This window comes from Curtobacterium sp. PsM8 (genome assembly GCF_030433875.1).
GTDB lineage: Bacteria > Actinomycetota > Actinomycetes > Actinomycetales > Microbacteriaceae > Curtobacterium.
On sequence record NZ_JARUXD010000061.1, the window covers coordinates 1 to 21,036 of the forward strand.

Here is a 21,036-nt window from a genome sequence, read left to right on the forward strand (position 1 = left end):
CCCCCCCCCCCCCCCCCCCCCCCCCCCCCCCCCCCCCCCCCCCCCCCCCCGCGCCGGCCCCCCCCCCCCCCCCCCGCCCCGGACGGACGGGAGGCGCGCCCCACCCGGGTCCGCACCCGCCGGTTCCAGCCAGCCTGGCTCTTCATGGCCCCGTCGCTGCTCATCCTGGGCGCCTTCGTGGTCTTCCCGATCCTGCGGTCGCTGTACTACTCGTTCTTCGACTGGACCGTGGGCGCCGCGACCCAGCCGTTCGTCGGCTTCGGCAACTACGTCACGCTCTTCCACGACGGACAGTTCTGGAACGCACTGCGGATCACGCTCGAGTTCACCGTCGTCTCGGTCGTGCTCCTCGTGGTCTTCGGCTTCATCGCCGCACTGCTGCTCCAGCGGGACACCCTGGCGAACCGGATCGTCCGCTCGGTGTTCTTCTTCCCGACGATCGTGTCCCTGGTGACGATCGGCCTGGTCTGGAAGTTCCTGCTCGATCCCGACATCGGCCTGGTCGGCGGGATCACCGCGGCTCTCGGGCTGCCGAGCGTCGCCTGGCTGCAGTCGACGTCCCTGGCCCTGCCGACGATCGTCTTCGTCTCGGTGTGGAAGAGCATCGGCTTCGCGATGATCCTGTTCGTCGCCGGGCTCAAGGGCGTGCCCGCCGAACGGTACGAGGCCGCACGCCTGGACGGCGCGAACACGTGGCAGACCATCTGGGGGATCACCCTGCCGAGCATCCGCCCCACCATGCTCTTCACCTCGATGATCCTGACGATCCAGTCGTTCCAGGTGTTCGACCTCGTCTACGTGATGACCGGCGGCGGCCCGGTCTTCCACACCGACACACTCGTGAACCTGCTCTACCGCGACGGGTTCGTCAACTACCAGACCGGCTACGCGTCGGCGATCTCCTGGGTCCTCTTCGTGATCATCATGCTCATCTCCCTCCTGCAGCTCCGACTGTTCCGGTACGACGATGTCGACTGAGGCGCGCACGCGGCGACCGTCCCTGACGGAGCCGGCCCGTGCCTCCCGTCTGGACCCCGCCCGCGACCGGCGACACGGCCGCCGGACCGGCACCGCGCGCACCGGGTCCGTCCTGAAGTGGGTGTACCTCGGCATCGGACTGGTGTTCGCCCTCGTGCCGTTCATCTGGATGGTCAGCGGGTCGTTCCGGTCCGAAGCGGACCTGTTCGGCCACCCGGCCAGCCTGTTCCCGACCAGCATCACCCTGCACGGCTACGTCGGGGTCTGGCAGCAACTGCCGTTCCTGCGCCTGCTGGCGAACTCGTTCCTGTTCACCATCGTCACCACGGTGCTGACGCTGCTGTTCGACTCGATGTGCGCGTACGCGCTGGCCCGGATGCGGTTCGTCGGCCGGAACGTGGCGTTCGTGCTCGTCATCGCGACCCTGATGGTGCCGTTCCAGGTGACGCTCATCCCGGTGTTCGTGGAGCTGTTCCACCTGGGGTGGCTGAACACCTACCAGGGGCTCATCATCCCGCGGGCGACCAGCGCGTTCGGGATCTTCCTGTTCCGGCAGTTCTTCATCGACATCCCCGTCGAACTCGACGAAGCCGCCCGCATCGACGGTGCCGGACACTGGCGGATCTACTGGCAGGTGATCCTGCCGCTGGCGAAGCCCGCCATCGCGACGGTCGCCGTCCTCAACGGGATGGCCCTCTGGAACGACCTGCTCTGGCCGCTCGTCGTCACCACGTCGAACGACATGTTGACGCTGCCCGCCGGACTGACGCTGTTCGGGGGAGCGCACGTGACCGACCACGCCGTGCTGCTCGCCGGCGCGGTGATCTCGCTCGTGCCCATCGCCCTCGGGTTCTTCTTCGCGCAGAAGTACTTCGTCGCCGGCGTCGCCACCACGGGGCTGAAGTGACGGCCGCGGGCGGTGTGTTCCGCGCCGGGACGTTCACCTGGATCGCCGGCATCGAGGACACCTGCGTGCACCCACCCGAACGCTTCGCGATGGCACCGCTCGACGAGCACGAGCTCACCGGGCACGACACCGCCTGGCGCTCGGACCTGGACCTCGTCCGCTCCCTCGGCGCGACCGCCCTGCGGTACGGGGTCGACTGGCCGCGCGTGCACCTGGCACCCGGGGTGTTCGACTGGGCCGTCCTCGACGAACGCCTGGCGTACGCGGCCGGACTCGGGCTCACCGTGATCGCGGACCTGGTGCACTACGGCACCCCGACCTGGCTCGGCGACTCGTTCGCCGACCCCGCCTACCCCGACGCGATCGCCTCCTTCGCCGGGGCCTTCGCCGCCCGGTACCGGGGTGTCGTCGACCACGTCACACCGCTCAACGAGCCGATCACCACGGCGTCCTTCGCGGGCCTCCGCGGGGTGTGGCCGCCGGCCCTGACCGGGTGGGACGGCTGGACCGCGGTCGTCCTCGGCATCGCCCGGGGCATGCAGCAGAGCGTCGCCGCCGTCCGGTCCGCCAACCCCGACGCCACGATCGTGCACGTCGAGGCGACATCGATGTTCAGCACCGACGACCCCGCGCTCGGGGCCGAGGCAGCACTCCTCACCGAACTCGGCACCGTCCCGACCGATCTGGTGCTCGGCCGCGTCGACCCCGACCACCGCTCCTACCGTTGGCTGCTCGAGCACGGCGCGACGACGGCCGGGCTCACCGCACTGGTCGACGGCGCCGTCACACTCGACCTGCTCGGCGTGAACTACTACCCGGACCTCTCACCGCGCCGACTCGAACCCGGCCCGGACGGCACCGTGCAGCACGCTCACGACCGGTGGACGGCCGGACTCGTCGAGTCGCTGACGGGCTTCGCCGAGCGGTACGGGTTGCCGATGCTCGTCACCGAGACGTCGATCGAGGGCGACGACGACCTCCGCTCCCGTTGGGTGCAGGACGCGTCCGCCGCCGTCACGGCGCTCGCCGACGCCGGGGTCGATGTCCGCGGCTGGACCTGGTGGCCGGTCTTCGACTTCGTCGACTGGTCGTACGCCTCGGGCGGGGTGAACGTCGAGGAGTTCGCGGTCGCCCCCGAGGTCCTCGCCGCCCGGCTGCACGCCGGGGGACCGAAGGCGCCGTTCCTCCGGCGGATGGGGTTGGTCCGACTCGAGGAGCGAGCGGACGGCACGCTCGACCGGGTCGAGACCGCGGCTGCGGCGGCCTTCCGCGCGCTCGCGACGGCGACGAGCGTCGCCCGTCACTAGCGTCGGCGGACGGGAGGCGCGTCACCCGACCGGTGCGTGCCTCCCGTCCGCCGTGTGGTCGGGCCGGTCAGTCCGCCGCTGCGGTCGCGACCGATCCCGTCGCGACCGATCCGGTCGCCGGTGCGGCGGCGACCTCGGGGACGGCGCTCGACCGTCGCGAGCCGAGCAACAGGAGCACGACCGCCCCGATGACCGCGACCGCACCGGCGAACCAGAAGTCGGCCGCGAGCCCGAAGCCCGTGACGGCCAGGCCGCCGACCACGGACCCGGCCGCGATCGCCAGCTGGATGGTCGTGACGAACAGTGCCAGGCCGCTCTCCGACCCGCCCGGCGACGCGGTCGACATCCACGTCTGGGTCCCGAGCGGCAGGGCGCCCCAGACGAAGCCCCACACGACGAGCAGGGCGAACACCCCGACGACCGAGTGCGCCGCCAGGGGCAGCAGGACGACGGCGGCGGCGAGGACGACCTTCGACACCCCGATCGTGCCGAGGACGTTCCGGCTCAGCGTCACGCCCGCGACGAAGTTGCCCGCGATGCCGGCGACACCGAACACGAGCAAGGCCAGCGTGACGGTGTCCGGGCCGACGCGCACCGACTCCTGCAGGTACGGCGCGACGTAGGTGTACGCGACGAACAGGAACGCCGTCGCGATCAGCCCGACGCGCGCACGCTGTACCCGGAGCAGTCCGCCGAGCGTGGCGAACCGCACCCGCTGCACCGACGGGATGCTCGGCAGCATGGCGAGCTGCAGCACGAGGGCGACGACGCCGAGCCCGCCGCCGATGACGAACGCCAGCCGCCAGCTGGCGAGCGAGGACACGAAGGCCCCGAGCGGCAGGCTCACCACCGTCGCCACCGAGACGCCGGCCGTGATCAGCGAGGTGGCCCGGATGACCGACGCCGGCGCGACCAGCCGGCCCGCGATGCCGGCGCCGATCGCCCAGAAGCCGCCGATGCCGACCCCGAGCAGCATGCGCGCGACGAGGAGGACCCAGAACGTCGGGGCCAGTGCGGCCAGCGCGTCGGCGACCACGAGCAGCACCGTCAGCGCGAGCAGGACGGTTCGCCGGTCGAGCCGCGACGTGGCGACGGTCACGACCGGGGCGGCGACCGCGCCGGTCAGGCCGGTGAAGACGACCATCAGGCCGGCCGTGCCGATGCCGACGTGTAGGTCGTCGGCGATGGCGGGCAGGAGCCCGACGGGCAGGAACTCCGAGAGCACGAGGACGAACGAGCCGAGGGCGACCGACAGGACGCTGAGCCATCCGTGTCGATCCGCTGGTGAGGTCATGGACGCCACAAGCGCGGGCCGGTGCTGTCCATTCCGGTGTGACGGTCGCTACCGGTTCGTGTCCGGTCCGAGCGCGCCCGGCCGCGGCGGGCCTCCCGGACAGCACCGGCCGCGGTGGGCAGGATGGCAGGAGGGGACAGGGGGAACACATGACGGGTTCAGCAGCGCCGTGGTCGGACGAGGAGCACAACGGGGCGCGGGTAGCCGACCCGTCCGCCGAACCCGGTGCGGGGTCCTGGGTGTTCGCGACGATCGTCCTGGTCGCCGTCGTCGTGGCGGACGCAGCGCTCCTGAGCCTGCCGTTCGGACAACTCCTGCGACTGCCGGAACCCGTCGGCCAGGCGGTGCTGGCACTGGTCTTCGGCGGTGTCCCAGTCGCGACCGTCCTCGCCGGACTCGGTCTGCTGGTCGATGGCCCGGCCCGGCGGCTCGTGCACCTCGCGGTCGCCCTCGTGTGCGTCCCGCTGTCGATCGGGGCGGGCCTGAGTCTCGGGCTCGGACTGAGCTTCGGGCCCGGCGGCATCGTCTGGGCGGTGCTGATGTTCGGCGTCGTCCTGGCCTTCGTGCTGACCCTCGCGGGCCGGGCGCTCCGACGACCGGCGCCGCACTACGCCTCGAACGACTTCGCGGCCCGCGACCGTCGGCTGACGCGCCTGGTCGTGTGGGGCTGGGTCGTGGTCGCCCTCGTCTCGTCAGCGCTGTCGACCGGGCCGTTCTTCCTGCTGACCAGACTCGCCGCGGGGGATTCGTCCTCGTTCCCGCCGGTCCCGGTGCTGCCGGTGCTCCTGGCCGTCGTCGTCCTGCTGCTCGTCGTGCGCCGACGGGGCCTGCGGCGGCACGCGGTGTCGGCTGACGCGCTCGCCGACGCGGAGCCGGGGGCCAGGTCTCTCTCCGAACCGGGAACGCGGCCGGAGACCCGGGCATGACCCGACTCGGACGCCCCGGCGAGCCCGGACGGCGGCCCGCTCGTCGTCGACGTCCTGGTCGGCCGGAGGCGCCGTTCACCTGGCGTCGCTTCGGAGCCGGGGTGTGGCAGTTCGTCCCGAACCTGTCGGTGTACCTCGGCGCAGCGTGCCTCCTCGTCACGCTGTTCGGCCTCGGCCCCGCGGTCCGGGCCCACGACCAGAACGTGGAACTGCACCGCGTCGGGGTGCGCACGACCGCCGAGGTGGTGAGCGTCCGGAAGGAACACCACCACCGTCGGCACAGCACTTGGGACGAGTGGATCCCGACGACCCAGCAGACCGTCGACGGCCAGACCAGCAGCACCGAGCTCGGGCGATATTCCTCGAGGGACGAGGACACCTTCCACCGCGGGCAGCGGTTCGCGGTGCTCGTCGACCCGGGCGACCGCGACTCGGTCGTGCTGGCATCGGACGCTGCGCGCGAGCACGTCGACGGCCGGCTGCACCTGTCCGTGGGGATCGCGATCGGCAGCGTGGTCTTCCTCGGCATCGGCATCCCGGCCGTCGTGCACCGTCGGCGGCACGACCCGAGGCTGCAGCGGCGTGGGGCGAAGGCGGCCCGGCAGGCGGCGCGTGCGCGTGCGGCGCGGGAGAAGGCCCGACTCGGCTGAGCAGGGTCGGATCCGTGCGGACCCGGCTCAGCCGCCGAACGCCGAGATCTGCTCGAGCAGCGGCTCGTGCATGGCACGACGGAGGACCGCGGCGCCGGCGAAGACGCTGGCCCGGTCCTCGTCCGGGAGGCTCGCGAGCAGTCCGACGATCTCGGTGCGTCGGCGATCCATCACGTCGGTGACGAGCGCGCGCCCCTGGTCCGTCGGGCCGACCAGGACCTCCCGCCGGCTCTCGCTGCTCGGCAGTCGTTCGACCCAGCCGTCCGCGACCAGCCGGTCGACGATGCGGGTCAGCGTGGAGGGCCCGACGGCGAGCCGGTCGGCCAGGTCGCCGGAGCGGGTCGGGCCGAGGGTGGTGACGAGGACGATCAAGCGGAACTGCGGGACCGTGACGTCCTCGAGCGCCGGGGCCAGGGACCGGGCGACGACTCCGAGGAGTCCGCGCGAGGCTGCGAGCAGTTCGTCGATCCCCTCGGGAGCTGCGTCAGACATGCGTCCATCCTGCCCTGGCGATCAGGACAGCCCGAGCAGCCGCCGTCATTCGGCAGGTGCGCGCCACGCTCGGGGCGCCGATCGAGTCGCGGTACCCGGTGCGCGGGGGAGTGACCGGGCGACGCGCGTGTCCAGACGCCGCGCGGGTCGCGAGGCGCCGCCGTCCGGCCGAGACGCCGCCCGAGCACTGAGACGCCCCCGTCCGGCCGAGACGCCGCCGAACTCTGGGGCGTCTCAAGCGTTCGGGGGCGCCTCGACGCGACGCCGGCGTCTCGCGCACGACACCACCGTCAGGCTGAGGCGCCCCTCACGCATCGAGACGCCGCTCGGGCACTGAGACGCCGCCGAACTCCGGGGCGTCTCGGCCGTTCGGAGGCGTCTCGGGCAGACGCCGGCGTCTCGGACAGACGTCGGCGTCTCAGACAGACGCAGGCGTCTCGAACAGACACAGCCGTCTCGCGCACGACACCACCGCCCCGCAGCGACACCCGCGTCAGGCCGAGCCGCGCCAGACCACCTCGGTCGGCAGCACCAGCCCGCGCGGCTCGGTCGACGGCTCTGCGATCTGCTCGAGCACCTGCCGTGCCGCCTGCTCGCCGAGTGTCCGTGCGGGCTGGCGGACGGTGGAGAGCTCGGGATCGCAGCGCAGGGCCCAGGCGCTGTCGTCGAACCCGACGATGCCGATGTCCTCCGGAACGCGCTTGCCCCGACGCTGCAGCAGGTCCATCGCCCCGGCGGCGACGGCGTCCGACGCGGCGAACACCCCGTCGATGTCGGGCGCACGGTCGAGTAGTTCGCGCATGCCCTCGGCGCCGGCGGTGTAGCTGAACAGGGGGTTCCGGGCGACGAGGTCCGGGTCGTACCGGTCGCCGAGTGCCGACGCGAACCCGGCCAGTCGGTCCTGCCCGGAGTCGCGGTCGAGCCCGGAGGCGAGCATCGCGATGCGCTTCCGTCCGGTGTCGACGAGCCGGCGTGTGATCTGTTCGGCGGCGTCGCGGTTGTCGATGCCGATCCACGAGATCGCGGCCGCGTCGGGCGGGTGTCCGACGAAGCAGGCGGGCAGGCCGATCTCGACGATCGCCTTCGTGATGGGGTCGTCGTCGCGGGCGGAGAGCACGATGGCGCCGTCGACGAACCCGCCGCGCAGGTACTCGACGACGCGGTGGCTGTCCCGCGCCGAGTCGACCATGATCGTGACGAGCTGCTGCTCCGCCTCGGACAGGACGCTGTTGGTGCCGATGAGGATGTTGCCGATGTTCGGGTCGTCGAGGACCACGACCGACGGCTCGTGCACGATGAGCGCGATCGCGCCGGAGCGGCGGGTGACCAGGCTGCGGGCGGCGGCACTGCGGACGTACCCGACGCGGCGGATGGCGTCCTGCACGGCTTCGCGAGCGGCGTCGGAGACGTACTGCTCGTCGTTGAGGACCCGTGAGACCGTCCCGCGGGAGAGCCCGGCCGCGTCGGCGATGTCCTGGATCGTGGCGCGTCGGCGCGCTGTTCTGACCTCGGACATGCCGCCACTGTAGTGGCGCGTCGGGCCGCGGTGTTGACACGGCGGCCCGAGTCGTGTTGTATCTGGGATCGCTCCCAGAACGGATTTCGACAGCGATTTCGACACCGTCCTGGGATCGCTCCCAGAACGCCGCGGCGCAACCCGTCCGCAGCAGTCTGGGACCGCTCCCACACATGCTGGGTCCTTCACCGCCGAAGGGGTCGAACCGACCGAGGCGCCGACGGGCCCCGATCGACGAGGACCCCCGTGACCACCACCCTGCCCGCACCGGTCGGCGACGCACCGGCTGCCGCCGTCGACCCGGCCGACAGCGCCCTCGGTCTCGGCTCGACCGGCCTGGCGTTCGGCTGCGACTACAACCCCGAGCAGTGGGACCACGCCACCTGGGTCGAGGACGTCCGCCTGATGCGCGAAGCCGGCGTCACGATCGTCGCGATCAACGTCTTCGGCTGGTCGCAGGTCGAACCGCGACCGGGGGAGTACGACTTCACCGCGCTCGACACCGTCATCGACCTGCTGCACGGCGCGGGCATCGCGGTCGACCTGGGCACCGGGACCGCCTCCACCCCCGCCTGGCTCACCACCCTGCACCCCGAGGTCCTGCCCGTCGCGGTCGACGGCACCACGCGCTTCCCCGGCGGCCGCCAGGCGTTCTGCCCGGCGTCCCCGGTCTACCGCCGGTACGCCCTGGCCCTGGTCGAGGCCACCGCCGCCCGGTACGGCGACCACCCGGCCGTCCGCCTGTGGCACGTCTCGAACGAGCTCGGCTGCCACAACGCCCGCTGCTGGTGTGATGTCTCCGCCGACGCGTTCCGCACCTGGCTCCGTGCCCGCCACGGCAGCATCGAGGCGCTCAACACCGCCTGGGGCACCGCCTTCTGGAGCCAGCGCTACGGCTCGTTCGACGAGGTCCTGCCGCCCCGCCTGACCCTGTCGACCGGCAACCCCGCGCAGCAGATCGACTTCGACCGGTTCTCCTCGGACACGCTCCTCGAGCACCACCGCGCCGAGACCGCCGTCATCCGCAAGCACAGCACCAAGCCCGTCACGACGAACTTCATGGTCGCCGCCCACATCACCGCGATGGACTACTGGTCCTGGACCGGCGACATGGACGTCATCGCCAACGACCACTACCTCGACAACCGCCTGCCCCGGCCGAACGTCGAGCTCTCCTTCGCCGCCGACACCACCCGAGGCCTGGCCGGTGGCGCCCCCTGGCTGCTCATGGAGCACTCGACCGGCGCCGTGAACTGGCAGCCGCGCAACCTCGCCAAGGCGCCGGGGGAGATGCTCCGCAACACCGCGGCACACATCGCCCGCGGAGCCGACGGCGTCTGCTTCTTCCAGTGGCGCGCCTCCGTGCAGGGCTCCGAGAAGTTCCACTCCGCCCTGCTACCGCACGCCGGCACCGACTCGCAGGGCTGGCGCGAAGTGGTCGCGCTCGGCGCGCTCGTCGATCGCCTCGGCGAACTCCGCGGCTCGCGGGTCACCGCCGACGTCGCGCTCGTGTTCAGCTGGGAGAACCAGTGGGCGGCCGACCTGGAGGCCCATCCCACCACCGCGGTCCGCTACCTGGAACAGGTCCACGCGCTCTACACCGCACTGTGGGACCTCGGCGTCACGGTCGACGTGGTCGCGCCCGGCGCTCCGCTCGACGGCCACCCGGTCGTCATCGTCCCCGAGCTGTACCTGGTGCGCGACGAGCACGCCGCCGTCATCGCCGACCACGTCGAGCGGGGCGGGCACGCGCTCGTCACCTTCTTCAGCGGGATCGTCGACGAGCTGGACCGGGTCCGCACCGGCGGCTACCCGGGCGCCTTCCGCGAGATGCTCGGCATCCGGGTGGACGAGTTCCAGCCGCTCGGCGAGGGCGACGTCGTCGAACTCTCCGACGGCGGGACCGCGACCACCTGGTCCGAGCCGGTCGAACTGGTCGACGCCGAGAGCGTCGTCCACTACGCCAGCGGCCCGCTCGCCGGCCGGCCCGCGGTCACCCGGAACGACCACGGAGCCGGGTCCGCCTGGTACCTCTCCACCGTCGTCGACGACGCGTCGCTGCGCTCCCTCGTACAGAAGGTCCTCGACGACGCCGGCGTGCACGGCGACCCGGCGAACGCGCCCGGCCTCGAGGTCGTCCGCCGCCGCGACGACGAGCACGAGTGGGTCTTCCTGCTCAACCACTCGGACCGGACCGTGCAGCACCACGAGGCGGGCCACGAGCTCGTCACCGACCAGGCCGTCGCGGGCGCCACCGCGATCGAGCCCGGCGGTACCCAGATCATCCGCACGGACAGGAAGCGCTCATGACCACCACCACCCAGCGACGCCGGACGGCCACCCGGCCGCACCCGGCCAAGCGTCCGGCCGGCGGCGGCTCCCGCTACCGCCGCGCCATCGCGGTCTTCGTCGTGCCGTTCGCGGTGCTCTTCACCGCGTTCTACCTCGTGCCGATCCTCTACGCGGTGTGGCAGTCGCTGCAGAAGATCGAACGCCAGGGCACGTTCGGCGCCCCCACGCAGGTGTTCGGCGGCCTCACCCAGTACGTCCTGGTGTTCCAGAACGACGTCTTCTGGGGCTCGGTCCTCCGCGTGCTGCTGTTCGGCGTCGTGCAGGTCCCGGTGATGCTCGGCCTGGCGCTCGTGTTCGCCCTGCTGCTCGACTCGCCCCTGCTCCGCGGCAAGCGGTTCTTCCGCCTGGCGTTCTTCGCGCCCTACGCCGTCCCCGGTGTCATCGCCGCGATCATGTGGGGCTACCTGTACGCCCCCGACCTGTCGCCGTTCTCCGCCGTCACCTCGAAGGTCGACCTGCTCGGCAGCGGCACCGTCCTCTGGGCCGTCGCCAACGTCGTCACCTGGGTCTACGTCGGCTACAACATGCTCATCATCTACTCGTCGCTGCTCGCGATCCCGACCGAGATCTACGAGGCCGCGAAGCTCGACGGCGCCTCGCAGTTCCGGATCGCCGTCTCGATCAAGATCCCGATGGTGGTCCCGGCGATCATCCTCACCGCGGTGTTCTCCGTGATCGGCACCCTGCAGCTGCTCACCGAACCGACCGTGTTCCGGCAGTTCACCTCGACGATCTCGTCGACCTTCACGCCGAACATGCTCGTGTACTCGACCTCGTCGGTGCCGAACTTCAACCTCGCGGCGGCGTTCTCGGTGGTCCTCGCCGTCGCCACCTTCATCCTGTCGATCGGGTTCCTCCGACTGACCCAGCGGAAGGACGCCTCGTGAGCGTCAACGCACCCTCCCGACGCGACGCGAAGCGCGACGCAACGAGCGCGGCGGACGCACGCCGGGCCTCCCGTCCGACCAGCGGACGACCGGACGGCACGCGCGGTCCCCGCGAGAGCGTCATCTCGCGCAGCGCCGCGATGCTCGTCATGGGCGTCTTCACCCTCTACTTCCTGCTGCCGATCTTCTGGCTGCTGGTGTCGTCGACGAAGACCGTCTCGAACTTCAACTCGACCGCGCCGCTCTGGTTCAGTGCCACCGCGATCCAGGACACCATCACCAACCTCGGGGAGCTGTTCACCCGACAGGACGGCATCTACCTGCGGTGGATGCTCAACAGCATCGCCTACGCCGGCGTCGCCGGGCTCATCGGCACCGTGTTGTCGGCGATGTGCGGGTACGCGCTCGCCAAGTACCGGTTCCGCGGCCGCGAGGCACTGTTCAACGTGTTCCTCGGCGGCGTCCTCGTGCCGGCGACCGCGCTCGCCCTGCCGCTGTTCCTCATCTTCAGCCAGGTCGACCTGACCGACACGTTCTGGTCGGTGTTCCTGCCGAGCATCGTCAGCCCGTTCGGCGTCTACCTGTCGCGGTTGTTCGCGGCGTCGAGCGTCCCGGACGAGATCATCGAAGCGGCGCGCATCGACGGCTCCGGCGAGGTCCGGACGTTCTTCACCGTCGCCGTCCGCCTGATGTCCCCGGCCCTCGTGACGATCTTCCTCTTCCAGTTCGTCGCCATCTGGAACAACTTCTTCCTGCCGCTCGTGATGCTCCGCGACTCGTCGCTGTTCCCCGTCACCCTCGGCCTCTACACGTGGAACTCGAGCGTGAACCAGTACCCGGACCTCCGGACCATGGTGCTCATCGGGTCGTTCGTGTCGATCATCCCGCTGCTCGTCGCGTTCCTCAGCCTGCAGCGGTTCTGGCGCTCGGGGCTCGGCTCCGGCGGCCTCAAGTGACCCGCTCTCTTCCCCTCCCGCACCTCATCTCCACCCGAACGGAAACAGCATGAAGACAACGAAGTTCCTCAGTGCCGCCGCCGTCGCGCTCGCCGCGACCGTGGCCCTCGCCGGCTGCAGCTCCGGCGGTGGCAGCAGCTCCGGTGGCGGGTCGTCCGACTCCGCCGCGTCGAGCTGCAAACCGTCCGGCGGCAAGGTCACGCTCGACTTCACCACCTGGGTCCCGAACATGGACAAGGTCGTCGCGGTCTGGAACAAGGAGCACCCGGACATCCAGGTCAAGGTCTCCATCGTCGCCAACGGCAACAGCGGTACCTACCAGAACTTCTTCAACCAGCTGAAGGCCAAGCAGGCGCCGGACATCGGCCAGGTCGAGTACGACTCGCTGCCGGCGTTCCGCGTGCAGGGCGGCCTCGAGAACATCGCCGCGTGCAAGGGCGTCAGCGACGTGAAGAAGGACTTCTCCGCCGGCCTCTGGAACCAGGTCACGTTCGGCGAGGACAACTCGGTGTACGCGATCCCGCAGGACTCGGGTCCGATGGCGCTGTACTACCGCAAGGACCTGTTCGAGAAGGCCGGGCTCGACGCCCCGAAGACCTGGGCCGAGTACGCCGAGGACGCCGTCAAGATCAAGGCGATGGGCGGCAACATCACCAACTTCGCCAAGGGTGACGTCAACCAGTTCGCCGGGCTCGTCTCGCAGGCCGGCGGCCAGTGGTTCAAGAACAGCGGACAGGACTGGAACGTCAACCTGACCGACACCGCTTCGAAGAAGGTCGCCGACTACTGGCAGGACCTCATCGACAAGAAGCTCGTGAACACCCTGCCGAGCTTCACCGACCAGTGGAACAACGCCTACGACAGCGGCCAGGACTGGACCTGGGTCTCCGCGGTCTGGGGTGCCAACACCATCTCGTCCGGTGCACCCTCGACCTCCGGCAAGTGGGCCGTCGCCCCGATGCCGCAGTGGAAGTCGGGCGACAGCGCCTCGGCTGCCTGGGGTGGCTCCTCGAACGTCGTCTTCTCCGGCAGCAAGCACCCCGCCGAGGCCGCGCAGTTCCTCACCTGGCTGAACACCTCGACCGAGGCGCTCTCGCAGCTCAACGAGGTCGCGAACCTCTACCCGGCATCGAGCACCGGTGCCGAGCTGCCCGCGCTCACCAAGGGCCTGGAGTTCTACGGCAACCAGAAGATCTACGAGCAGTTCGCCGACGCCGCGAAGGACATCCAGCCCTTCACCTGGGGCCCGACGATGACGCAGACCTACGCGGACGTCTCGGACGGCTTCGGCAGCGCGGCTTCCGGCAACGGGACCCTGCTCGACGCGCTGAAGTCCGGTCAGACCAAGACGATCGCGGCGCTCGAGGCGCAGTCGATCCCGGTCAAGAAGTAACGCAGCCGGCACGAACGGGGACGGGCCCTGGAGGATCTGCTCACGCAGGTGCTCCGGGGCCCGTCCTCGTGTGGTCCGGCAGCTCGCCGCCGCGCGTCAGCTCCGGCCGCGGTTGCGTCGCCGCACGGCCTTCGGCGCCCGCCCCGCCATGAACGACCGCGCCGGGTCCACGACGAAGCCCTGCCGCAGCGCCTCGCGGCCGACGAGCATCCGGAAGCCCATCTGGTCGCGGTTGCTCAGCGTCACCTCGGCCATGACCGTCCGGCCGGCGAGCTCGATCGACATGAGCACGACGATCCGCTCCTGCGTGTGACCGCTCGAACTGCGGATCACCCGGCGGTCGTGGACGTCGCACTCGACCGTCTGCGGGTCGACGTCGGAGTCCTGCCAGGGGTGCACCGAGAACCGCACGCGGCCGCCGGGCAGCTCCTCGACGTCGAAGGCGTGCAGGGCGGAACTGCGGGCGCCGGTGTCGAGCTTGACCTTGATCCACGGGATGCCGATGTCCGGCAGCGCCGCCCACTCGCGCCAGCCCGCGACGATCGGCACACGGGACGCGGACTTCCCGCTGTCGGGGCGCTTCGCGGGCTCGGCCATGGCCCTATCTTGGCAGTGATGAAACTCGCCATCCTGTCGCGCGCTCCCCACGCGTACTCGACGCAGCGTCTCCGGACCGCTGCAGCCGAGCGCGGTCACACCGTCAAGGTGCTGAACACCCTCCGCTTCGCGATCGACCTGACCGGCGAGCAGCCGGACCTGCAGTACCGCGGCAAGCTGCTCTCCGACTACGACGCCGTCCTGCCGCGCATCGGCAACTCGATCACCTACTACGGCACCGCGGTGGTGCGGCAGTTCGAGCAGATGGACGTCTACACGCCGAACACGGCGAACGGCATCACGAACTCGCGCGACAAGCTCCGCGCCAACCAGATCCTGTCCCGCCACGACATCGGCATGCCCGCGACGACGTTCGTCAGCAGCCGTGCGGACGTCCGGGGCGCGATCGAACGGGTCGGTGGCGCCCCCGTGGTCATCAAGCTGCTCGAGGGCACGCAGGGCATCGGCGTGATCCTGGCCCCGGAGGCGAAGGTCGCCGAGTCCATCGTCGAGACCCTGCACTCCACCAAGCAGAACGTGCTCATCCAGAGCTTCATCTCGGAGAGCCGCGGCAAGGACATCCGCGCGCTGGTGGTGGGGGACCGGGTGGTCGCGGCGATGCGACGGTCGGCCTCGGGTGACGAGTTCCGGTCGAACGTGCACCGCGGCGGCACGGTCGAGCAGGTCACGCTGACGCCGGAGTACGAAGAGGCGGCGGTCCGCTCGGCGCAGATCATGGGCCTCCGGGTCGCGGGCGTCGACATGCTCGAGGGCAACGACGGACCGCTCGTCATGGAGGTCAACTCCTCCCCGGGCCTCGAAGGCATCGAACGCGCGACCGGGCTCGACGTCGCCGGCGCGATCATCGACTTCATCGCGAACCAGGTGGCATTCCCGGAGATCGACGTCCGCCAGCGCCTCAGCGTCTCGACCGGGTACGGCGTCGCGGAGCTGCTCGTGCACACCAACGCGGACCTGGTCGGCAAGACGATCAAGGACTCCGGGCTCTGGGACCGCGACATCACCGTGCTGACCCTGCACCGTGGGACGTCGGTCATCCCGAACCCCCGCAGCGGGGTCGTGCTCGAGCCCGGCGACCGTCTGCTCTGCTTCGGCAAGCTCGAGGAGATGCGGTCGATGATCCCGGACCGCCGTCGTCGTCGGACGAAGCTGCGGAAGCTGCCGAAGGACTCGCTGCCCGACAGCTGATCGGGTCCCTCCCACGCGTTCGTCCGCATGGCGCTGTCTTCCGGCGCAGTGCACCCGCGCGCCTCCGACGTCACGTAGCGTCCCGCCCAAGAAGAGAGTTCGTCTCGCGTTCCGCAGTCCGCGGGCCGTCCGGGCCCCGTGATCCCGGGGTCGGACAACGCCAGCGGACGGTGGGCGCCGTGAACAGGGAGCACGCCATGACGACGTACGAATCGAACCACGACGTGGAGCCGATCCACGTCACCACCTACCGCTCGGCCCGCAAGGCCGCCCGACGCGGATGGGCGGTCCCAACGGACATTCCCGTCCCGTCGCTGGACGACCTCTGGTGCTCCGGCGCCACGGAGCGCACGCGGCGACGATGACGGGCGGCGTGCGTCCCGGACGTCATCCGTGACGGCCGGGAGGCTGCACCCACCCCGTCAGGGAACCAACGGCCCCGAATCGGCCGCCCCCGAATCGGCCGGCCCCGGAACGGCCGGCCCCGGAACGACGAGCGTCGCGGCCGCCGGCTCGCGGATCGCCGCGAACACCACGTCGAGCGCCCGGTCGAGCTCCGGCAGCGTCACCGCGCCGTACCCGAGGACCACGCCCGGCCCGGAGCGTCCCCGCTCGACCTCGTAGTCCGCCAGGTCCGCCACGAGGACCCCGGATGACGCCACCCGGGCCACCACCTCGGTGCCGGTCGGAACGGCCGCACCGGTCGCCGGACCCGGCCACGTCAGGACCGCGTGCAGCCCACCGGTGAGGGCGCGAGCCTCCAGGCCGGGGACCCCGCTGTCCGTCAGCCGGCGCGCGATCTGCTCACGCCGGTGCGTGTAGTCCCGCCGGACCCGGCCGAGGTGCCGCCGGAACGCTCCGGTGCGGAGCAGGTGCGCCACCGCGACCTGCACGGGCTCCGCGACGACGGCCCCGCGGGCGGTCCTCGCGGCGACGACCGCGTCGTGCAGTGGTCCAGCCGCCCGGGGCAGCACGAGGTACGCGCAGCGCAGCCGCGGGTCGAGGGTCTTCGAGAACCCGCCGAGGTGCACGACCACCCCGTCGGTGTCGAGCGCCGCCAGCGCGGGAACGGGTGTGCCGCGGTGTCGGAACTCGGAGTCGTAGTCGTCCTCGACGACGACCATCCCGACGGACGCGGCACGGGCCAGGAGTGCCCGGCGCTGCCCGACCGGCATCACGGACCCGAGCGGGTACTGGTGCGTCGGCGAGACGACGACCGCGTCAGCCAAGGTCCCCGCGAGGACCGCCAGGTCGATGCCGTCCGGCCCGACCGGCACGGCGACCAGTTCCGCGCCCGCGCTCGTCAGCGCCCGGTGGCCCGAGCGGTAGCCGGGGTCCTCGACCGCGATGCGTGGCGGACGGCCGAGCCGGGCCCGGAGCGCCTCGACGAGCAGTGACAGCGCCTCCGAGGTCCCCGCAGCGACCACGACGTCGGACACCGCGGGCGTGAAGCCGCGCGCCAGCCCGAGCTGCACCACGACCTGCTCCCGCAGCGCCGGGAGGCCCAGCGGGTCCGACAGCCCGTTCCGGAGCGGTGCGTCGGCGGCCGCTCGCCACGCCGCTCGCCAGTCGCGAGGACTGATCGCGGTGACGGCGGGGATCCCCGGCCGGCAGTCGAGGACCGGCACCGGCACGTGCGCCGGCGCAGGCGCGTGCGCCGGTGTCGGTGCCGGCGCCGGCCGGGAGGCGCGCCCCACCCCCGCCTCGCTGCCCGCGCGCGCTACCGGGCCGCCCCCGACGTCCCCGGACCTGCCGCCAGCCGCACCCCCGACCACCCGGGCCGTCGCGCCGTGCCGCGTCCGGATGTAGCCCTCGCCGTCGAGCTGCTCGTACGCCGCCACCACCGTCCCGCGTGCCACCCCGAGCTCGACCGCCAGTGCACGCGTCGACGGCAGCGGGTCGTCCGTACCGAGTGTCCCCTCGTGCACCAGTCCGCGGATGCGTGCGACCACCGCGGCCACCTTGCTCGACTGGTCCATTCCAACGGCCCCGATCTGGTCTACGTGCTGATCCAGTGCTGACCCTAACGTCGGACCGTGCCCACCGACGAGACCCTGCCAGCCCTGCCAGCCCTGCCCGCCCTGACCGTGCGACGGCTCCGCGACCGCCAGCAGACCGACCCCGAGGCCCTCCGCCAGGTCCTCGCCGAGGGCTTCGTCGCCCACGTCGGCCTGGTCCGCGACGGCTTCCCGATCGTGCTGCCGTTCCTCTACGGCGTCGGCGACCTCGGCGCCGGCCCCGTCCTGCTGCTGCACGGCTCGACCGGCGGCGGCCTCTTCCTCGACGCCGGCGCGGCGGGCGTCCCCGTCTCGGCGACCATCACCCACCTCGACGGCATCGTCTTCGCCCGCTCGACCTTCGACAGCTCGGCGAACTACCGCAGCGCGATGATCGCCGGACGGGCGACCGTCGTGCCGGCCGAGCGACGGGCCGACGCACTCCGCCAGGTCTCGGACCACCTCATGCCCGGCCGCCGGGCCGAGGTGCGCGAGACGACCGCCAAGGAGGTCCGCCAGACCCAGGTCCTGCAACTCCCGCTCGACGCCGCCAGCGTCAAGGTCCGCGCCGCCGGTGTGGGGGAGTCGCCCGACGACGGCGAGGACCGCACCGTCTGGGCCGGCGTCCTGCCTGTCGCACTCCGGGCCGGTGCTCCGGTGCCCGGAGCGCTCGCCGCGGCCGCAGCGACACCGGTCGACGACGCCGTGGTCGCGCTCGCCGCCCGGCTTGACGCGGCCGCCGACGGACGGGAGGCCCGACTCGCCGCCGCCATGTGACGCCACTCGGCGAGTCTGTGACGGGCTGCAGGAACGAGGCCCGGTTCTCCAGGCGGGATCAGGTTCGTGACCAATACGTTATCTTCCCGAGCCGCCGCTCCAGAAGGACGGCTCGGACCCGGAAGGAACCATGGGACGCCACGCTCTGCCCGCCCTCGACGAAGCCCGTCGAGCCGCACCCGTCCCGCCGCCTGCCGCACCCCGCGCACGAGGCCGCCGCTCCGCCTCCGGTCCCGCCGTGGCCCGCACCACCTTCGTCGAGCACCAGCGCCCGGCCCGCGTGGTCGCCCTCGCTCCGGCTCGTCCGGTCCGACCGGCGACGAGCGCGTTCGTCTCGCGGAACGCCGCCATCCGGGCCGAGCGTGCCGCCGACCCGCGTCACATCCGCCGGGCCGCGAACGCCAAGCGTGCCGCGCTGCTCATCGCCCCGGCGCTCGCGATCACCTCGACCCTGTCGCTGTCGATCCCGGCCGAGGCCGCGACGGCCGCCCCCGCTCCGACGACCACCACCACGACGTCCCTGGCGCTGCAGACCTACACGGTCGCCCACGACGTCCAGGTGCCGATCGTCTCCTCCGACGGCGTGACGACGACCTCGATCGTGTCCTACCCGACCCTCGTGCTCCGCTTCGGCGTGACCGAGACCCAGGCGAAGTCGGCGCTGTCCGCTGCGCTCTCGGCCGGCGGCGACCGCGCCACCGTGCTCCAGACGGCGCTGCAGTACCTCGGCGACCCGTACGTCGAGGGCGGTGCCAGCCACGCGGGCATCGACTGCTCCGGGCTGACGATGGTGGCGTACCAGGCGGTCGGCATCCAGCTCGCCCACTACGTCCCGACGCAGGACGCCGTCGCCACGACCGTGCCCGAGTCCGAGGCGCTGCCCGGCGACATGGTCGTCTACGACAACGACGACCACGTCGGCCTGTACCTCGGCCAGGGACTCGTGCTGCAGGCACCGCACCCGGGCGAGGTCGTCGACATCGTCCCGATGTACCCCGCCGCGCACCACTTCGCACGCCTCCTGCCCGCCGGCGTCTGAGCCACGACCGCAGCGCACCGACCGGCCCCGCACCGCGACCTGACCCGCACCCGCGAGCAGGACCCGGGTCCGGCGGCTGGTGACCCGTGACGGGCCGGACCGGTGCGCCCGAGGGGTTGCGAGCCTCCCGTAAGCTGGAGTGATGGCCACCGACACCCGCACACCGTTCGAGGAGCAGCGCTCTGCCCGCCCGCAGGTGCGCCCGCGCACCGAAGGATGGCAGCAGGCGACCGGGACCGATGGTCGGCCGCTGCTGCAGTTCGCGTCCCCGAAGCGGGGCAAGCCGCCGGTGCACCTGGCGGACCTGACGGTGGACGAGCGCGAAGCCAAGGTGAAGGAACTCGGTCTGCCCGGGTTCCGCGCCAAGCAGCTCGCCACCCACTACTTCACGCACTACACGTCCGACCCGGCCAAGATGACGGACCTGCCGGCGGCCCAGCGCGACGAACTCGTCGCCGGGCTGCTGCCGCCCCTGCTCACCGAGACCCGTCGTCTCGAGACCGACAAGGGCGACACGATCAAGTTCCTCTGGAAGCTGCACGACGGTGCCCTGGTCGAGTCGGTGCTCATGCGGTACCCGGGGCGCATCACGCTCTGCGTCTCGTCGCAGGCCGGATGCGGCATGAACTGCCCCTTCTGCGCGACCGGGCAGGCGGGCTTGACCCGCAACATGTCGACGGCCGAGATCATCGACCAGATCGTGCAGGCCAACGCCGCGATCGCTGCCGGTGAGCTCGGGGGCGACCCGCGCAAGGGCGGGCAGGACCGTGTCGACGCCGAGCGGGTGACGAACATCGTGTTCATGGGCATGGGGGAGCCGCTCGCGAACTACAAGCGTGTGATGGACGCCGTGCGGTTGATGGTCGCTCCGCAGCCGAACGGCCTCGGGATGAGTGCCCGCGGCATCACCGTGTCGACCGTGGGCCTGGTGCCCGCGATGCTCAAGCTCGCCGACGAGGGGATCCCGCTCACCTTCGCGCTCTCGCTGCACGCGCCGGACGACGAACTGCGTGACGAGATGATCCCGGTGAACTCGAAGTGGAAGGCCGACGAAGCGATCGACGCCGCCCACAACTACTACGTCAAGACCGGGCGACGGGTGTCGATCGAGTACGCGCTCATCAAGGACATGAACGACCACGCCTGGCGCGCGGACCTGCTGGCGGAGAAGCTCAACAAGCGTGGCAAGGGCTGGGTGCACGTGAACCCCATCCCGCTGAACCCGACGCCCGGCTCCGTGTGGACCTCGTCCGAGGTGCACGTGCAGGACGAGTTCGTCCGGCGACTCAACGCTGCGGGCATCCCGACGACCCTCCGCGACACCCGCGGCAAGGAGATCGACGGCGCGTGCGGGCAGTTGGCCGCGGCCGACTGACGTCGGTCCACGGTCGTCCGTTCGACCACGCCGGTCGCGTCGACGACCGGTCTGCCGGGAGGCGCAGTGCGAGTCAGCACTGCGCCTCCCGTCGTTCCCGGGGCAGGCAGCGCAGCCGCCCATTCGGGCACACCGCCGCGACACGCCCGGGCGGCGTGCTGGCTTGGCGCTGCCGTTCACCCGTGCGTAAAGTAATCACTCGTTGCCGCTGAGGCGGAGAACGGAACGGCCGAGACACTGACCGGGTCACTGACCTGGAAGATGCAGTCTGGCTCCGATCTTCCCCGGGCAACGAACCAGCCTCTCTGGCGAGACACCATCTCGGTGTTGAGTGGGGAGTGCGTCTGGTCCTTGAGAACTCAACAGCGTGCACATTGTCAATGC

19 protein-coding genes are annotated in these 21,036 nt (G+C 71.4%); 14 read left to right on the forward strand and 5 right to left on the reverse strand.

Going from position 1 to position 21,036, the window contains the following annotated elements:
* Positions 1 to 144 precede the first annotated feature (144 nt).
* From QCD68_RS13365 to QCD68_RS13375, 3 genes are read left to right on the forward strand one after another with little or no spacing between them, the layout of a single operon-like run.
* Positions 145 to 978, forward strand: a complete 834-nt coding sequence (locus QCD68_RS13365) for a carbohydrate ABC transporter permease (RefSeq protein WP_166780105.1) — start codon at positions 145 to 147, stop codon at positions 976 to 978.
* Positions 968 to 1,885 carry a carbohydrate ABC transporter permease gene (locus QCD68_RS13370; RefSeq protein ID WP_301223357.1) on the forward strand — a complete coding sequence of 306 codons (918 nt, stop codon included), beginning with the start codon at positions 968 to 970 and terminating at the stop codon, positions 1,883 to 1,885. Before QCD68_RS13365 ends, QCD68_RS13370 begins: the two co-directional genes overlap by 11 nt.
* Positions 1,882 to 3,192, forward strand: coding sequence for a family 1 glycosylhydrolase (locus tag QCD68_RS13375; protein WP_301223358.1), 1,311 nt, complete (start codon positions 1,882 to 1,884; stop codon positions 3,190 to 3,192). The genes QCD68_RS13370 and QCD68_RS13375 overlap by 4 nt, the downstream gene beginning before the upstream one ends.
* Positions 3,193 to 3,259: 67 nt before the next feature.
* Here the strand turns inward: QCD68_RS13375 and QCD68_RS13380 are convergent, their stop codons facing one another.
* A complete protein-coding gene (locus QCD68_RS13380; RefSeq protein WP_301223359.1) occupies positions 3,260 to 4,486 on the reverse strand; it encodes an MFS transporter in 1,227 nt (408 codons plus the stop codon).
* Positions 4,487 to 4,635: 149 nt separating this feature from the next.
* Between QCD68_RS13380 and QCD68_RS13385 the strand changes: the two genes are divergently transcribed.
* Positions 4,636 to 5,412, forward strand: a complete 777-nt coding sequence (locus tag QCD68_RS13385; RefSeq protein WP_301223360.1) for a hypothetical protein — start codon at positions 4,636 to 4,638, stop codon at positions 5,410 to 5,412.
* A complete protein-coding gene (locus QCD68_RS13390) occupies positions 5,409 to 6,062 on the forward strand; it encodes a DUF3592 domain-containing protein (RefSeq protein WP_301223361.1) in 654 nt (217 codons plus the stop codon). Before QCD68_RS13385 ends, QCD68_RS13390 begins: the two co-directional genes overlap by 4 nt.
* A 27-nt stretch (positions 6,063 to 6,089) precedes the next feature.
* Here the strand turns inward: QCD68_RS13390 and QCD68_RS13395 are convergent, their stop codons facing one another.
* On the reverse strand, positions 6,090 to 6,554 hold the full coding sequence (locus tag QCD68_RS13395; protein WP_301223362.1) for a MarR family winged helix-turn-helix transcriptional regulator: 465 nt from the start codon (positions 6,552 to 6,554) through the stop codon (positions 6,090 to 6,092).
* A gap of 493 nt (positions 6,555 to 7,047) precedes the next feature.
* A complete protein-coding gene (locus QCD68_RS13400) occupies positions 7,048 to 8,070 on the reverse strand; it encodes a LacI family DNA-binding transcriptional regulator (protein ID WP_301223363.1) in 1,023 nt (340 codons plus the stop codon).
* A gap of 246 nt (positions 8,071 to 8,316) precedes the next feature.
* Here QCD68_RS13400 and QCD68_RS13405 point away from each other — a divergent pair, with 246 nt between their 5' ends.
* The 4 genes from QCD68_RS13405 to QCD68_RS13420 are packed head-to-tail and all read left to right on the forward strand — an operon-like array spanning position 8,317 to position 13,658.
* On the forward strand, positions 8,317 to 10,380 hold the full coding sequence (locus QCD68_RS13405; protein WP_441005188.1) for a beta-galactosidase: 2,064 nt from the start codon (positions 8,317 to 8,319) through the stop codon (positions 10,378 to 10,380).
* Positions 10,377 to 11,309 (forward strand): carbohydrate ABC transporter permease, encoded by a 933-nt coding sequence (locus QCD68_RS13410; RefSeq protein WP_253462409.1) that lies wholly within the window; start codon positions 10,377 to 10,379, stop codon positions 11,307 to 11,309. Before QCD68_RS13405 ends, QCD68_RS13410 begins: the two co-directional genes overlap by 4 nt.
* Positions 11,306 to 12,265 carry a carbohydrate ABC transporter permease gene (locus tag QCD68_RS13415; protein ID WP_441005189.1) on the forward strand — a complete coding sequence of 320 codons (960 nt, stop codon included), beginning with the start codon at positions 11,306 to 11,308 and terminating at the stop codon, positions 12,263 to 12,265. Before QCD68_RS13410 ends, QCD68_RS13415 begins: the two co-directional genes overlap by 4 nt.
* A gap of 49 nt (positions 12,266 to 12,314) precedes the next feature.
* Positions 12,315 to 13,658: an ABC transporter substrate-binding protein gene (locus QCD68_RS13420; RefSeq protein WP_253462412.1), complete on the forward strand. Its 1,344-nt coding sequence runs from the start codon at positions 12,315 to 12,317 to the stop codon at positions 13,656 to 13,658.
* 96 nt (positions 13,659 to 13,754) lie between these two features.
* Here the strand turns inward: QCD68_RS13420 and QCD68_RS13425 are convergent, their stop codons facing one another.
* On the reverse strand, positions 13,755 to 14,255 hold the full coding sequence (locus QCD68_RS13425; RefSeq protein ID WP_111075419.1) for an ATP-dependent zinc protease family protein: 501 nt from the start codon (positions 14,253 to 14,255) through the stop codon (positions 13,755 to 13,757).
* An 18-nt stretch (positions 14,256 to 14,273) separates the two neighbouring features.
* Between QCD68_RS13425 and rimK the strand changes: the two genes are divergently transcribed.
* Complete coding sequence (gene rimK, locus QCD68_RS13430; RefSeq protein WP_111075518.1) at positions 14,274 to 15,464, forward strand: 30S ribosomal protein S6--L-glutamate ligase; 1,191 nt, start codon at positions 14,274 to 14,276, stop codon at positions 15,462 to 15,464.
* Between the two features lie 197 nt (positions 15,465 to 15,661).
* Positions 15,662 to 15,829 (forward strand): hypothetical protein, encoded by a 168-nt coding sequence (locus tag QCD68_RS13435; protein ID WP_301223364.1) that lies wholly within the window; start codon positions 15,662 to 15,664, stop codon positions 15,827 to 15,829.
* 57 nt (positions 15,830 to 15,886) lie between these two features.
* On the opposite strand, the gene pdxR is transcribed toward QCD68_RS13435, so the two are convergent.
* Entirely contained in the window at positions 15,887 to 17,443 is a 1,557-nt protein-coding gene (gene pdxR, locus QCD68_RS13440; RefSeq protein WP_301223365.1) for a MocR-like pyridoxine biosynthesis transcription factor PdxR, read from the reverse strand.
* A 57-nt stretch (positions 17,444 to 17,500) separates the two neighbouring features.
* On the opposite strand from pdxR, the gene QCD68_RS13445 reads away from it, so the two are divergent.
* The 3 genes from QCD68_RS13445 to rlmN all read left to right on the forward strand — a co-directional run bounded on the left by QCD68_RS13445 (position 17,501) and on the right by rlmN (position 20,652).
* Complete coding sequence (locus QCD68_RS13445; RefSeq protein WP_301223366.1) at positions 17,501 to 18,238, forward strand: pyridoxamine 5'-phosphate oxidase family protein; 738 nt, start codon at positions 17,501 to 17,503, stop codon at positions 18,236 to 18,238.
* A gap of 130 nt (positions 18,239 to 18,368) precedes the next feature.
* Entirely contained in the window at positions 18,369 to 19,277 is a 909-nt protein-coding gene (locus tag QCD68_RS13450; RefSeq protein ID WP_111076493.1) for a C40 family peptidase, read from the forward strand.
* Between the two features lie 142 nt (positions 19,278 to 19,419).
* Positions 19,420 to 20,652: a 23S rRNA (adenine(2503)-C(2))-methyltransferase RlmN gene (gene rlmN / locus QCD68_RS13455; RefSeq protein WP_111076492.1), complete on the forward strand. Its 1,233-nt coding sequence runs from the start codon at positions 19,420 to 19,422 to the stop codon at positions 20,650 to 20,652.
* The last annotated feature ends 384 nt before the right edge of the window (positions 20,653 to 21,036 follow it).

Bases quoted from the DNA above. Each gene is read 5' to 3' on its own strand.
- QCD68_RS13365 (WP_166780105.1), top strand. From the start codon at position 145: ATGGCCCCGTCGCTGCTCATCCTGGGCGCCTTCGTGGTCTTCCCGATC.
- QCD68_RS13370 (WP_301223357.1), top strand. From the start codon at position 968: ATGTCGACTGAGGCGCGCACGCGGCGACCGTCCCTGACGGAGCCGGCC.
- QCD68_RS13380 (WP_301223359.1), bottom strand. From the start codon at position 4,486: ATGACCTCACCAGCGGATCGACACGGATGGCTCAGCGTCCTGTCGGTC.
- QCD68_RS13385 (WP_301223360.1), top strand. From the start codon at position 4,636: ATGACGGGTTCAGCAGCGCCGTGGTCGGACGAGGAGCACAACGGGGCG.
- QCD68_RS13390 (WP_301223361.1), top strand. From the start codon at position 5,409: ATGACCCGACTCGGACGCCCCGGCGAGCCCGGACGGCGGCCCGCTCGT.
- QCD68_RS13395 (WP_301223362.1), bottom strand. From the start codon at position 6,554: ATGTCTGACGCAGCTCCCGAGGGGATCGACGAACTGCTCGCAGCCTCG.
- QCD68_RS13400 (WP_301223363.1), bottom strand. From the start codon at position 8,070: ATGTCCGAGGTCAGAACAGCGCGCCGACGCGCCACGATCCAGGACATC.
- QCD68_RS13410 (WP_253462409.1), top strand. From the start codon at position 10,377: ATGACCACCACCACCCAGCGACGCCGGACGGCCACCCGGCCGCACCCG.
- QCD68_RS13420 (WP_253462412.1), top strand. From the start codon at position 12,315: ATGAAGACAACGAAGTTCCTCAGTGCCGCCGCCGTCGCGCTCGCCGCG.
- QCD68_RS13425 (WP_111075419.1), bottom strand. From the start codon at position 14,255: ATGGCCGAGCCCGCGAAGCGCCCCGACAGCGGGAAGTCCGCGTCCCGT.
- rimK (WP_111075518.1), top strand. From the start codon at position 14,274: ATGAAACTCGCCATCCTGTCGCGCGCTCCCCACGCGTACTCGACGCAG.
- QCD68_RS13435 (WP_301223364.1), top strand. From the start codon at position 15,662: ATGACGACGTACGAATCGAACCACGACGTGGAGCCGATCCACGTCACC.
- pdxR (WP_301223365.1), bottom strand. From the start codon at position 17,443: ATGGACCAGTCGAGCAAGGTGGCCGCGGTGGTCGCACGCATCCGCGGA.
- QCD68_RS13450 (WP_111076493.1), top strand. From the start codon at position 18,369: ATGGGACGCCACGCTCTGCCCGCCCTCGACGAAGCCCGTCGAGCCGCA.
- rlmN (WP_111076492.1), top strand. From the start codon at position 19,420: ATGGCCACCGACACCCGCACACCGTTCGAGGAGCAGCGCTCTGCCCGC.